Here is a 14,115-nt window from a genome sequence, read left to right on the forward strand (position 1 = left end):
TCGGGCAAGCGCAGCGCCCCCGACACCACGGGCGAAAACGGTGGATGACGCTGACGCTTATCCACCCTACAAAAAGAATTAATCTGATAATAAATAAAGAAATTATTTTAATGGGATGGCAGCAAGATGACACAAACGGTATTAATCACCGGGGCCAGTAAGGGAATTGGCAAGGCTATTGCTTTGGGGCTTGCCGCCGATGGATTTGCGGTAGTGGTGCATTACCATCGCGACGCAGCGGGCGCACAGCAAACGCTTGAAGAGATTAACGCTCAGGGCGGAACAGGTCGCGTCATGCAATTTGACAGCTCCGAGCGTGAACAATGCCGCAGCGTCATCGAAGCTGATATTGAAAAACACGGTGCATATTGGGGCGTGGTGAACAATGCGGGTATCACTCGTGATGGCGCGTTCCCGGCACTCAGCGATGACGATTGGGATGGCGTCATTCGCACCAATCTCGACAGCTTCTATAACGTTATCCAGCCGTGCGTCATGCCGATGATCGGCCTGCGAGCGGGTGGTCGAATTATCACACTCTCGTCGGTTTCAGGTCTGATGGGCAACCGTGGGCAGGTGAATTACAGCGCCGCAAAAGCGGGCATTATTGGTGCCAGCAAAGCGCTGGCCATTGAGCTTGCGAAGCGCAAAATCACGGTGAACTGCATCGCGCCTGGCTTGATTGACACCGGCATGATTGAAATGGAAGAGGCCGCGTTAACCGAAGCGATGCGCCTGATTCCATTGCAGCGTATGGGCCAGCCGGAAGAAGTCGCTGGGCTTGCGCGTTATTTGATGTCACCCGTGGCGGGTTATGTGACGCGCCAGGTTATCTCCATCAATGGAGGTATGTTGTGATTAAGCGTGTTGTAGTGACTGGAATGGGCGGTGTCACTGCGTTTGGTGAAAGCTGGCAGGATGTGGCGACGGGCTTGAAGTCGGGTAAAAACGCTGTACGCCAGATGCCGGAATGGCAAATTTATGACGGGCTGAACACGATGCTCGGCGCTCCTGTCGATAATTTTGTTTTGCCTGAGCACTACACCCGCAAGCGCATCCGGGCGATGGGCCGCGTTTCATTGCTTGCCACACGTGCAACCGAGCTTGCGCTCATCCAGGCCGGTTTGCTGGATGACCCGATTTTAACCGGCGGCGAAACCGGTATTGCCTACGGTTCTTCTACCGGCAGTACCGGCCCGGTGAGCGAATTTGCCACCATGCTGACCGAGAAACACACGCGCAATATCACCGGCACCACTTACGTGCAGATGATGCCGCACACGGCTGCGGTGAACACCGGGCTATTCTTTGGTTTGCGCGGGCGCGTGATCCCCACTTCAAGTGCGTGTACATCAGGCAGCCAGGCGATTGGTTATGCGTGGGAAGCGATTCGTCACGGCTACCAGACCGTGATGGTGGCGGGCGGTGCAGAAGAGTTATGCCCATCGGAAGCGGCGGTTTTCGATACGCTATTTGCGACAAGCCAGCGCAACGAGCGGCCAAAAAGCACGCCATCTCCTTTCGATGTGCAGCGTGATGGGCTGGTGATTGGCGAAGGTGCTGGCACATTGATCCTTGAGGATCTGGATCACGCGCTGGCGCGTGGCGCGACGATCTACGCCGAGATTGTGGGTTTCCACACCAACTGTGATGCGGCACATATCACTCAGCCGCAGAAAGAAACCATGCAAATCTGCATTGAGCGCGGCCTGCGTTCAGCCGGACTCACGGCCAGTGATATTGGCTACATTAATGCTCACGGCACTGCCACCGATCGCGGCGACATTGCCGAAAGCCACGCCACGGCGGCGGTTTTCGGCGCTCGTACGCCAATCTCATCGCTTAAAAGTTACCTCGGCCATACGCTGGGGGCTTGTGGCGCGCTGGAAGCGTGGATGAGTATCGAAATGATGCGCGAAGGCTGGTTTGCTGAAACGCTGAATTTAACTTCACCTGATGAAGCCTGCGGTGAACTGGATTACATCATCGGCGAAGCGCGCAAAATCGACACTGAATTTGTGCAAAGCAATAACTTCGCCTTCGGTGGTATCAACACTTCACTGGTGCTGCGCCGTTGGCAGTAAACGGTTATCACCTTGCGGTGGGTGACGTTGCCCAACTGAAAGATGATGCGCTGGCTACGCGCTGGCTGGCGGCTGAATTGCTACAGGACGCACCTGGCGGGCGTCGCCGGGATGAGTGGATCGCGGCCAGAGTGTTATTGGCAATGCTGCTCAATAATGGCCCGTTACCTCAGCTGGAACGCAGCGCGCAAGGTAAACCGCATCACCCGCAATTGCCTGCATTTAATATCAGCAATAGCGGCAAAAGTGTCGCTGTGCTGGTGGGGGAAGGGGATGTCGGCTGTGATCTTGAAATAATCCGCCCGCGCGCGCGTTTTATGGCGATTGCCCGCCACAGCTTTGACGCAAACCTGTGCGACTGGCTGGAATTTTTGCCAGAAGTGGAACACATCCCGCAATTCTGGCGACTGTGGACGGCGCATGAAGCGGTGCTTAAACAGCGCGGGGGAACGGTCTGGCAAATGGAGCAGCTCCGTTTGCCGCTCCAGACGTTATGCCCGCCAGACCGCTTTTTACATCACGTTACCGTTGAAGACCGGCTTATCGCTTGTTGCGGTGAGCAGCCATTTCCCGCGAATTTTGGCGCGGAGTTGGTGATTTTGTCGGATGACGCCTGCGGCTAATCCGACCTACGTGATTAGGTGATTTTGTAGGGTGGATAAGCGCCGCGTCATCCACCGGTTTTTAAAGCATTTTTACTGCTTCAATGCCCAAATGTGATAAACCCCGTCAATCAGTTCGGCCCCTTCCAGTTCTTTCTCAAAACCGGGGAATTTTTCGCCCCATTGCGCGATGCTGCTTATGTATTTCAGCCATGGGCCATCTGCATCGCCGAAGCTTTCACCCGGCATCACAATCGGTATTCCCGGTGGATAAGGAATCACGCCCACTGCCGAAATACGGTTGGGTAACTGGTCGATAGGTAAATGGTCGGCTTTGCCCGCCATATGCTGTTGGAAGGCGATGCGCGGGCGTGTCACCGGAACGGGAATATTGCCAAACGCCTCGGCTTGCAGTTTGTCCATCTGGCTGGTTTTCATGTAGTTAAACATTTCGTCGCACAAGTCTTGCAGCCCCATTCCTGCGTAACGTGCAGCGTCGGCGCTGATTAAGTCCGGCAGGCAGCGTTTGAGCGGCGTGTTGTTGTCGTAGTCGGTTTTGAACTCCAGCAACACGTTGATTAATGTCCCCCATTTCCCCTTAGTGACGCCGATGGAGAACAGGCACAACACCATAAAATCGGTGGTGCGCGACGGCACAATCCCGTGCTCGCCAAGATACGCCGTGACCATTGCCGCCGGAATGCCGGACTCCAGAAGGTTGCCATCATCGCCCATTCCAGGGGCTAAAATCCCGGCTTTGATAGGGTCGAGCAAACACCAGTCGTCTTCGAGTTGATCAAATCCGTGCCATTTATCACCCGGTTTTAGCGTCCAGCAAGCGGGGTCGGTAGTGAGCTGCTCGCGTGACGCTTTGACAAACGGCACTTCATTTCCCGCAGTATCGGTGATGGTCGGTGCGTTCCACGGTGAGAAGAACCAGTCGTTGTTTTTGGCAAATGCTGCATGCACTTTTGCCAGCGCTAGGCGGAAATCGACCGCTTCGACAATCACCTCTTGCGTCAACGCTTCGCCCTGGCCGCCATCCATCATCGCCGCGCCAATTTCGTTGGAGGCGATGATCGCATACAGCGGTGAGGTGGTGGCCTGCAGCATATACGACTCATTAAAGCGCGAGTGCTCAACCGGTTTTTTGCCGTTACGAATGTGGATGTAGGAAGATTGCGACAGAGCCGCCAGCAGCTTGTGCGTGGAGTGAGTGGCAAAAACGGTTGGCCCAGTGCTATCGAAATCTTTCGGGTCGCCACGCATCGCAAAGCGGCCTTTGTACATCGGATTGAAGCGGGCGTAGGCGTACCAGGCTTCATCAAAGTGAATCTGATCGACGCTTTGCGCCAGTAGCTCTTGCGCCGCTTCGGCGTGATAACACATGCCGTCGTAAGTACAGTTGGTGACGACCGCGTAAACCGGTTTATCACTCACCACTTCGTGTTTCAGCGGGTTGGCGTCAATCGCCGCCCGAATACTTTCTGGCGTGAATTGCCGTTTTGGAATGGGGCCGATAATGCCGAAGCGGTTGCGCGTTGGCACGAAATAAACCGGCAGCGCCCCGGTCATCACTAAGCCTTGTTCAATAGACTTATGGCAGTTACGGTCGCAGAGCGCGATTTCAAACTCGCCTACTACCGCCTGCATAATGGCGCGGTTGGAGCCGGAAGTACCGTTTAATACTGAATAGCTTTTGTGCGCCCCAAACACTTCGGCAGCGTAGGTTTCTGAGGCTTTGATCGGCCCGCTGTGGTCGAGCAATGACCCCATGGCGGCGCGTTCGATACCGGTATCGGTGCGGAATAAATTCTCGCCGAAGAAGTCGAGAAATTCACGCCCGACCGCCGATTTGGTAAACGCCACGCCGCCCTGGTGGCCCGGTGCGGCCCATGAATATTCCGGATTTTCCAGCGTGTAATTAAACAATGCGCGAGTAAACGGCGGCAGCAGTTGCTGGTAATAGCGCTGAATCAGAGAGCGGGCGCGCGCGGCAATAAATTCGGCAGTGTCTTCGTGCATCCAGACAAATTCATTCACCAGCCGCATGGAGTCGAGCGTTAACGTATCGACGCACGAATGTTCCGCCATTAACAGCACCGGAACACTTTTATTGCGCCGCCGAATGGTTTGCAGCAGCGCAAAGGCCTGGCTGTGGGATTCGTCGTCATTGCCGCCGGAGGTCCAGTCAACAAAGATGCAGCACAGCGAGGCGTCGGACGTCACCGTCGCGATGCCATCGTCAAAGGTCGCCGCTGAAATCACGGCAAAGTTATTTTCTTCCAGCGCCTCGATAAGCTCTGCCACAGCGCGTCCATTGGCGGTGTTAACGTCCTGAATACTGCTGTCGACCACCAGAATTTTGCGTTTTTGATGCGTGCCTAAATCAAGCATATCCAGCTCCAGTTAATCGTTAGCCACGGGTTTATCCAGCGGGTAGGGGTTTTTATGGCGACGGTTATAGTTAACGGTGTACATCGCGGTAATCACCATGATGGCAACGAACGACCACATAACTTCTGTCGCGCCCGAACCGACCACCGCCCAAATGCAGTAAACAAAAGCAATCAGCGTAATAAACAGGAACGGGAGGCGTTGATTACCCATATGCCCCTGACCGACGAGCATTAACGCCGCACAGGTATAAATGTAGGGCACCAGGGTAAAGATGACTGAGACCGAGGAAACCACGGCGAACTGCGAAGTGGCATCAGGGGAGATACTGGCGAGCTGGAAGATAGTCATCAGCACGCCGACGATGAGCAGGCCCGCAACGGGCGTTTGGTCTTTATTCACTTTGGCAAAAATGGGTGGGAATAATCCGTCATCGGCAGCGGCTTTTGCCGTTTGGCCTGCCAGTAATGTCCACCCGCCGAGGCTACCTAAACAACCGGCTGCGGCACAAAACGAAACAATTGCGCCTGCCAATGGCCCCATCGCCATGCGCGCGGCGTCACCGAATGGCGATGCGGACGCTTTCAGGTCAACGTTGGGGATCATGCCCATGATGGCGGTGCTGGAGAGCACGTAACAAATTGCGGCGATGAGTACGCCGCCGATGGTGGCAATCGGGACGTTGCGTTTAGGGTTTTTGACTACAGCGGCGGCGACTGACGCACTTTCAACACCAATAAATGACCACAGCGTGACGCTCAAAGTACTTTGAATCGCACCAAAAGTGCCTTTGCCGCTGACGTTCCACGCTTCCATGTAGGTATCACTTTTAAACCAGAACCACCCCAGAACGGCGACGGCTACAATCGGAATTAATGCCAGAATCGTGGCGACCGCCTGCACGCGGGTGATCATTTTCGGGCCAATAATATTCAGCCCGACAAACAGCCACAAAATAGCGATACAGGTGACGGTCAACGGCCACGGCTGGTTTAACATCGGGAAGAAGTAACTGAGATAGCCGACACCAATCACCACCATCGCGACGTTACCAATCCAGCACGCCAGCCAGTAAAGCAGGTTGGTTTGATAGCCGAGGAAGGGGCCAAACGCCCGACGCGCGTAGGCGTAAGAACCGCCGGGGCTGTCATCGAGCGAGGACATTTTGGCGTACACCATTGATAACGATATTGCGCCGACTATCGTCACCATCCAGCCAAAAATAGCAATCCCACCGGTGGCGGCGAGGTTTGCCGGGAGTAAGAAAACACCCGACCCCATAATATTTCCCGCAACCATTAACATCACCGGGACTAGCCCGACTTTTTGCGCTTCACTAGCCATAGAATCTCTCCTGCATGAGTGAGCTTTCTGAAAGTTAGCCTGCTTGCTAAAACGCTATAGGTGGTCTTTTTAGAAATACTGGAGAGGCAAAAACCTTTAGGAGGTGGCCTGTGAAGGAAAGTCGTGAAAGCTTTATAGGGTAGTTGTTGGATTAGTTTAGACTACTTTTGTCAGCAATCAGAACGGGGCAAGATTTTGCCCCGTTCTGGCTAGCTTTGATGAGTGCATACTACTTTAGTGAATTATATGGTTAGATCAGTTTCCACTGTGACCATTCGCCAGTGAATTCTGGATTGCCTGGCTCGTTGTTTTGAGTCCAGTAGTTAGCGTAATAATCGTGGCCTTTATGGCTGACTTTATCGCCCGTGTTGTAAATTTTGGTGGCAATCCATTCCGCATATTTACCTGCAGGTTCTGGAGTAGGTGTTGGCTCCGGTTCCGGAGTAGGTTCCGGGGTCGGTTCTGGATCTGGAGTCGGCTGTGGATCTGGCACAGGTTCTGGATCAACCGTGGTTTCCCCAAAGACGGTGAGCACAAATTCTTTCTTCACCGAGGTGGCACCATGGCTGTCAGTTACAACCAACGTAAAGTCAAAATTCGCTTTGCTGACAACGGCCGGTGCGGTGAAGGTGATAGTCGACGTAGTAGTGCTGCTCAGTGCAATACCTGCAGGTGCGACCCATTTGTAGGTCAAGGTATCGTCATCGGCATCGCTTGATTCTGTCCCACTCAGACGAACCCTGGAACCACTGACGACCTGGAGCTGGATATCGGCAACCGGTGCAGTGTTGGTTTCAGGCTGTTCATCATCAGGTACGCTTCCGCCGATATTAATCCCTTCAAAGTAGAAAGGTTTCATATCGACAACCTGGTTGACAATTGGGCAACCCAACCCTTCGCGCGCAGCATTCACCAGCACACCGTTATCCTGGTCGATAGTCCAGGTAAACAGCGCTCCCAGACCTTTTTCCACAACATATTCACCCTTCGCTTTAACGCTGCGCGGTGTGTCTATGGACATATAAAGTTTGGTGTTTTTGTTATACAGGTAATCGGCGTCAGCAATCTTATCGGTATAAACATCAAAACCATTGCGGCCTTTCTGATTTTCCAGGTCCAGATAGCAGTTGATCACGTCATACCATTCACTGCATCCGCTTTCGAATGAGCCAGTGGTTGTTGCGTTTTCGACCGGTGCATAGGAGCCTGCCAGCGGGGAGAAACTGTCAATTTTGGCATTCTGGCCATTGCGGGAATAAGCCGCGTAACCCACGTTGATGCGATCTGCCGGGAAACCTTTCGCCAGGAGATAGTTAACAATGGTATCGATACCCCAGCCACCTTCAACCAGTGCGTGCAGGTTAGTGTGGTGAGACAGTTCGGTTGCCCATGGGGTGCCGAAGAAGTCATACGTCATGACGTTAATGCTATACAGACCATTTTTCAGCAGGGATGGAACATCGGATTTTTCAAGGATGGCGACGACTGCGGAGCTGGCGATACTGATTTTCACATCTGAGCGGTTAATCGCTTTCAGTTGTTTGCTAATTTCAGCCAGCAGGAGCGCGTAGTTGGCACCGTCCGTATCGTCATAAGCATTATTGTTTCCCGCATTACCAGGATATTCCCAGTCGATATCTACTTCAGAGAACATCGGGAAACGCGTGAACAAACTGGCGACGCTTTTCGCAAATGTAGTGCGGCTTGCCGCAGTTTTGGCCATATTGTGGAAGCCACTGCTCATCGTCCACCCACCGATGCTCATCGAGAGCGCCAGGTCATGACCCTGTGCTTTTGCTTTAGCTTGCAAATCGCGCAGACCGCCAACGATACCTTTGACATTGGCTTGGGTTGCTGTTTCTACAGAAAGCTCAGCCCAACCAGGATCGTTCAGGCCGCAGTTTTCGCTGCTCTGGAAATCACCCCACGGATCAAGGAATGTTGCCTGGTCATTTTTCTTGTTCAGATTGCTTGCCGCACGAGCGATGGTGTCAGCTTTTTCACCTGTGGTATCACCCACAATTCCAAGGAAACCGAAGATGATTTTGTCATACGCGGTTGGGCTGACATTGGCTAAGTCGTAACCACGGCCACGGTCTTCAGGGGAGGCGCTGGCAGATTGCAGACGCCCATCATATTGTGACCAGTCAGTGTAATAACCGAAAACTTTAGGTTTGTTGGTCGTGTTATATTTATTGTATACCGGCTTGGTAACGCGAGCTGAGGTATAACTGTATTTCACTGTTTCTGTTGCCGGGTTAAAACCATCCGCGTCATAAGATGACTGGGTTAGCGCATCTTTCTGAATTAATTTACTAGTAGCCATAATATTATCCTGATTAACAATTAATTGGGTAACAGCGGCTTGCTGTTGGCTAACATAATTGGTGAAGACTGGTTTCCAGGCAAATAACACTCAAGCATTCATTTTTATTTATAATGCCTGGTGCGTAAAAGAGATTTATTGATTTAATAATTCTGATAGGTGATAAATATATTAGAAATACAAATGACATTTATTCTATTTTGTTGATCAATAATTAACTTTAAGAGATTCAGATAGTTATCTGTGCAGTACATTTCAAGTAAAACTCAACAGCTATTTGAGTCTTACTTGAAATGGTCCATTAATTTATAAATTCATCACATTCCATGCAAAATCAGAAATAATACATAGCCTGGCTGTGGTGAAAAATAGAAAACCGGATACGCTTTAACCAAAAGATGAATCGTTTTTTATCTGTGATATTGAACACATCCCCTGGAGTGGTGAAAATGATGACTGTCTATCTAATTAACAATGAATTTATCTTTAATGAAGAAACGAAAGAATTAAAAAAACTGCGTAGCAATATTACTATCAAGCTGACCTTCATGCGTGCACGGTGTCTCGCGTATATCATTCAGCATGCAGCCGATGAAGTTATTGATAAAGTGGCGATAGCACAGGCATTGTGGGGTGAGCGAAGTAAATTCACCAGTGATGCAAGTCTTACCCAAACGTTATATTTAATTCGACGCGATTTGAAAACCCTGGGGATTGATGAATTCTTTATCACTGTACCTAAATCAGGTATTAGGGTGAGTTCTAGTATTCATATTGAAGTGGTAGAGAAAAAGAAAAAAAGGTACCTCCTGAATCGCTGGGTTTATGCGGGGGTATTTATCGGCATACTACTCATTATTGCCAGTACATTCTTAATCTAACTTCTGTTTACACAATGGAAATATAAATATCAATTTATATTGCTATTCGCCATTCCGTTATCTGGGGAGGTTTATCATGTCTGTTAATCCGGTTATCAATGCGGTTTTAGAGAAAGAAGGTAATTATGTCAACCATCCAAACGATCCTGGAGGTGCGACACGTTGGGGTATTACCGAAAAAACAGCGCGAGATTTTGGATATAGTGGTGATATGAAGAATTTTTCTCGTGAGGATGCCTATACGATTCTGGAGAAAAATTATTGGTACCTGCCCGGATTTAATAAGATAGAGAAAATATCACCAGCTCTAGCCCATGAGCTGTGTGATACAGGCACTAATATGGGGCCGGTAGTAGGGATTAAGTGGTTACAACGCTGGTTAAATGCCTATAACAACCAAGGCGCTTATTATCCAGATATTATTGTTGATGGCAATATTGGGCCAGCAACCTTAAGTGCGCTCAATGCTTTTTTGCTAAAAAGAGGCAAAGAGGGTGAAGGCGTTATGCTGCTTTCTCTAAATTGTTCACAAGGGCAACACTATCTGGAGTTAGCTGAAAGCAGAGAGAAAAATGAATCATTTATTTATGGGTGGATGAAAGAACGAGTGAGTTTAGCTGAACCGTGAAATGGAGGGTATAACTTACTTTAATAATACTAATCATTTTTTGTGATAAGAAATAAAATTTTATTTTTATTGCTCATCTGGTTGGTGGCCGTCAATCAGATGAGTCTTAATGCATTGGCATTGCTGCTTTTAGATTTAATAATTGAAGAGTTGTAAATAAATATTTCACTTTATCTAATTTTAAAACGTCTAGAAAATTAGTGCTCATTCATCATATGTGGAGTTCACGATGGCAGGTAATAAATCAACGGGATTTGATTATAATTTGATCAAAGTTATGAATGAAGTCATAATCTCAGGAAGTTTGTCAAGGGCAGCTAAAAATTTAAATATCTCAGTTTCTGCGGTAAGTTTGTTAATTAATAAACTTAAACTTCATTTAGGTGACGATCTTTTTTATCGCACCACGCAGGGTTTAAAACCTACCCCGATGGCGCTGGAAATCCACGATTCATTTGTGAAAGCGATCACGATTATCGAGGATGTGATGCACTGCAATAAAATCGGCCAGCGCAATGATTCACCGCTGCGAATCATTTGTTCAGATGTCACAGAAGATTATTACTTCAACGAGCTATCGCAGTTCGAAGACGAGTTGGTTTGTCCATTTGAATTTGCCAACCATCTTGTGTTTAGCGATGAAGATCTCACCCAATATTTGTTGCAATCAAAAATTGATGTTGTCGTCGGGCAGACATGTTTAGCAGATGATAGAGTGGTGAATCAAAAAATAGATTCAGTTGATGATTTTGTGATTATCTGCGGTGCTAATAGTCTGCTTGCTCATCAAAAAGAGATCACCTTAACTCATTATTATTCATTTCCTCATGTGGAATATAATTGCCGTCTTGCGCAGAAAAATAAAGAGACTTTTAGCCAGGTGCACAGCGTTGATGTACCTTATAGCGGCGTGGTTAAAAAACGTTATAGCTCATCTTCTATCGATAGCGTTATTAAAGCAGTAGAAAACAGCGATATGTTAGCTTTGTTTCCACGAAAATTTGCAGAGCACTTCATCAAAAACCGTGGTCGGTGTATTGTTATTGCTGAACTTCCTTCTGGTTTAATAGCACGGAAAACAGATCTATATATAAATTATTTGTCTTCGAATGTTAAAGAAGATGAAATCAAGAAGATTGCATCCTATCTGATGCAAATGAGTTGTTGTAAGTGATTTTCTTTAAAAGACATGAGCGTTTAAACGAGGGCGCTAATTACCCCCTGATGATGTTTATCTATATAAAATGTTTTGTAGTGATATCTGAATATAAATTTTATTAACCATAATGATTGCTTTTTATTGATCGTAAAAGTTAGCAGGATGTTATCGTTATTATGCCAGAGTGATGTCAGGTAATATTTTTGTTCCTTCAATTACTTTGTCCTGGCACCCGCCTCTGCATTTCTCGCTGAAAGTGAAAGGTTGCTGGGTTGAGAAATAATGAGGGCTTTTACTTTCAAATTAAATAAGGTGAAGTTATGCGTAAAATCAAACCGGTTTTTATGCTTAATATGATTACGTTAGGGTGTTTAATGGTTAGTATTAATACAGCAATGGCTGCTGATACCACTGAACCCTATATCATAAAAGAAAGTGATATTGTCAAAAAAGAAACCTCACTGACACAAGACCCATTAATGCAGGAGGTTAAAGCCTCTATTCGTACACTGGATAATAATTCCGTAGAAAAAATAGCCCCTGGGCTTGCTTCTAATCCCGCCAACGTAAAGCGTGTTGAAAGTATTCTGAATAGCGAAAAATGGGATTATATTTTTCCATTACGCGACTCACAGTATAGTTACATCAATTTTATAAAAGCGATCGGTAAATTCCCTGCGGTGTGCGGCACATATACAGATGGTCGTGATTCGGATGCTATTTGCCGTAAAGTGCTGGCGACGATGTTTGCCCACTTCGCCCAGGAGACGGGGGGGCACGAAGACTGGCGGCCTGAGGCCGTGTGGCGCCAGGGTCTGGTCTATCTGCGCGAAATGGGCTGGGTTGAAGGACAAAAGGGTGGTTATAACGGCGAATGTAACCCGGATGTATGGCAAGGGCAGACGTGGCCATGCGGTAAAGATAAAGACGGTGATTTCGTCAGTTATTTTGGCCGAGGCGCAAAACAACTTTCGTATAACTACAACTACGGCCCGTTCTCTGACGCCATGTTCGGCACTGTCCGCACGCTGTTGGATAAACCTGAATTGGTCGCCGATACCTGGCTGAACCTTGCCAGCGCAGTCTTCTTCTTTGTTACTCCTCAGGCTCCAAAACCGAGCATGCTGCACGTTATCGACGGCACCTGGAAACCTAACGAGCACGACAAACAAAACGGCCTGGTCCCAGGGTTTGGGGTGACGATTCAAATCATTAATGGTGGTGTTGAATGTGGCGGCCCAACTGAGATTGCGCAAGGTGAAAACCGCATCTCTTACTACAAAAGCGAAGCGGAGTATCTGAAAGTGCCAATCGCCGCTGATGAAGTGCTGGGTTGTAAAAACATGAAGCAGTTCGATGAAGGCGGTTCCGGTGCTCTGCCTCAATACTGGGAACAGGATTGGGGATGGAATCCTGACACGCCATCTGGGCAGACCTACTCTTGCCAGTTAGTCGGCTACCAGACGCCATTCTCCGCATTCAAAGAGGGTGACTATAAACGCTGTGTACAGCACTTCTTTAACGTGAAAATTGTCGATGACAACGGTAAAGAAGAACCGGTAACGCCACCAGAGCCAGTCACACCGCCAGAACCTGTCAATCCGGATGAACCGACCCAACCGACCGACACGAATGTTGCACCTGTCGCGAAGTTAGTCGGGCCAATCGGTGAAGTAGAAAGCCAGGCGAATGTGACGCTGAATGCCAAAGATTCCAGTGATGCGAACGGTGACAAACTCACCTACAGCTGGTTGTTACCCAATGGCTCAACCCTTGGCACCACAAATCAGGATTCACTGAACTTTGTTGCACCTGTGGTAACGAAAAAGCAGGATTATGAATTTACGTTAACCGTTTCCGATGGCAAGAAAAGCAGTGTGGCAAGTTATACCCTGACAGTCATACCAAAAGTTCAACCGCTCCCGGATGAAGGCACAACAACCACTTGTGCTAATAACTGGAACGCTTCCAAAATTTATTATGGCGGTGAGCAGGTTAACTGGAAAGGTAAGACATATCTCGCGAATTACTGGACACAAAATAATGAACCAGGGAATCCTGAATTTACTGGGGAATGGTCACAGTGGAAAGAACTGAAGGCTTGTAAATAATAGAGTTTGCTGGTGGGTTAATGACCGGTAAAATTAAGTGGGCACTCATTGAGTGCCCACTTTTTTTGTCGCTAAAGGTGATTATGATTTCTTCACGGTTGGGCTTAGATTTTCTATTAAGGTATTAATTTTTTTGCTAATTATAGTCAATATTGGCCCGGAAAAAACACCACCTAAACCAGCAACAATTAATACTCTGTCATCAGAGGCATTTCTGGACAGGACGATGATACTTAATATTAAACCACTGAAAATGGATACCACCATTTGCTGTAGGTAAACCTTAATACCTACTCGCGAGTTTTTTTTCTGAGTGATCATAATACGTTTTACGATACCCCCCCAGGCTGCCATCCCAATAATGGCGAAGAAAATGAAAGGTTCGATAAAAATAACATCGCGGGCATGGGCTGTACTGATCATAAAGTACTCTCTTAAATTAGCGTTAAATTCTGGGAAAATTCAATGCGCTCAAAATATCACCCGTGGCGGTTTGTGGATAATCATCAGAGATAACATATTATCATTTTCGAGCTTGCGGCATGCGAGAGGAAATAATCCAGAAAAATGGCATGGAATTTAT

At 48.3% G+C, this 14,115-nt stretch carries 11 protein-coding genes; 7 read left to right on the forward strand and 4 right to left on the reverse strand.

Annotation, left to right across the window (positions count from 1 at the left end):
• Nucleotides 1-126: 126 nt before the first annotated feature.
• From AC0IWZ_RS06805 to AC0IWZ_RS06815, 3 genes are read left to right on the forward strand one after another with little or no spacing between them, the layout of a single operon-like run.
• Nucleotides 127-858, forward strand: a complete 732-nt coding sequence (locus AC0IWZ_RS06805) for a 3-ketoacyl-ACP reductase FabG2 (protein ID WP_410372762.1) — start codon at nucleotides 127-129, stop codon at nucleotides 856-858.
• Nucleotides 855-2,084 carry a beta-ketoacyl-ACP synthase gene (locus tag AC0IWZ_RS06810; protein ID WP_034494470.1) on the forward strand — a complete coding sequence of 410 codons (1,230 nt, stop codon included), beginning with the start codon at nucleotides 855-857 and terminating at the stop codon, nucleotides 2,082-2,084. Before AC0IWZ_RS06805 ends, AC0IWZ_RS06810 begins: the two co-directional genes overlap by 4 nt.
• Nucleotides 2,075-2,707, forward strand: a complete 633-nt coding sequence (locus AC0IWZ_RS06815; RefSeq protein WP_471677777.1) for a 4'-phosphopantetheinyl transferase superfamily protein — start codon at nucleotides 2,075-2,077, stop codon at nucleotides 2,705-2,707. Before AC0IWZ_RS06810 ends, AC0IWZ_RS06815 begins: the two co-directional genes overlap by 10 nt.
• 72 nt (nucleotides 2,708-2,779) lie before the next feature.
• Here AC0IWZ_RS06815 and AC0IWZ_RS06820 read toward each other — a convergent pair whose 3' ends face one another.
• The 3 genes from AC0IWZ_RS06820 to AC0IWZ_RS06830 form a co-directional block, all read right to left on the reverse strand.
• A complete protein-coding gene (locus AC0IWZ_RS06820) occupies nucleotides 2,780-5,083 on the reverse strand; it encodes an Orn/Lys/Arg family decarboxylase (RefSeq protein ID WP_471677776.1) in 2,304 nt (767 codons plus the stop codon).
• 12 nt (nucleotides 5,084-5,095) lie between these two features.
• On the reverse strand, nucleotides 5,096-6,427 hold the full coding sequence (adiC, locus tag AC0IWZ_RS06825; RefSeq protein WP_410372758.1) for an arginine/agmatine antiporter: 1,332 nt from the start codon (nucleotides 6,425-6,427) through the stop codon (nucleotides 5,096-5,098).
• Nucleotides 6,428-6,677: 250 nt separating this feature from the next.
• A complete protein-coding gene (locus AC0IWZ_RS06830) occupies nucleotides 6,678-8,753 on the reverse strand; it encodes a glycoside hydrolase family 18 protein (RefSeq protein WP_471677775.1) in 2,076 nt (691 codons plus the stop codon).
• Between the two features lie 449 nt (nucleotides 8,754-9,202).
• On the opposite strand from AC0IWZ_RS06830, the gene AC0IWZ_RS06835 reads away from it, so the two are divergent.
• The 4 genes from AC0IWZ_RS06835 to AC0IWZ_RS06850 all read left to right on the forward strand — a co-directional run bounded on the left by AC0IWZ_RS06835 (nucleotide 9,203) and on the right by AC0IWZ_RS06850 (nucleotide 13,532).
• On the forward strand, nucleotides 9,203-9,634 hold the full coding sequence (locus AC0IWZ_RS06835) for a winged helix-turn-helix domain-containing protein (RefSeq protein WP_410372756.1): 432 nt from the start codon (nucleotides 9,203-9,205) through the stop codon (nucleotides 9,632-9,634).
• Between the two features lie 76 nt (nucleotides 9,635-9,710).
• The gene (locus AC0IWZ_RS06840) at nucleotides 9,711-10,262 is read left to right on the forward strand and encodes a glycoside hydrolase family 108 protein (RefSeq protein ID WP_410372755.1); all 552 of its coding nucleotides are present in this window, start codon (nucleotides 9,711-9,713) and stop codon (nucleotides 10,260-10,262) included.
• A 229-nt stretch (nucleotides 10,263-10,491) separates the two neighbouring features.
• Nucleotides 10,492-11,436, forward strand: a complete 945-nt coding sequence (locus tag AC0IWZ_RS06845; RefSeq protein ID WP_471677774.1) for a LysR family transcriptional regulator — start codon at nucleotides 10,492-10,494, stop codon at nucleotides 11,434-11,436.
• A gap of 329 nt (nucleotides 11,437-11,765) precedes the next feature.
• A complete protein-coding gene (locus AC0IWZ_RS06850) occupies nucleotides 11,766-13,532 on the forward strand; it encodes a glycoside hydrolase family 19 protein (RefSeq protein ID WP_471679081.1) in 1,767 nt (588 codons plus the stop codon).
• A gap of 81 nt (nucleotides 13,533-13,613) precedes the next feature.
• Here the strand turns inward: AC0IWZ_RS06850 and AC0IWZ_RS06855 are convergent, their stop codons facing one another.
• Complete coding sequence (locus tag AC0IWZ_RS06855) at nucleotides 13,614-13,955, reverse strand: phage holin family protein (RefSeq protein ID WP_410372753.1); 342 nt, start codon at nucleotides 13,953-13,955, stop codon at nucleotides 13,614-13,616.
• Nucleotides 13,956-14,115 lie beyond the last annotated feature (160 nt).

The sequence above is a fragment of the Buttiauxella sp. AC142 genome (assembly GCF_979253435.1).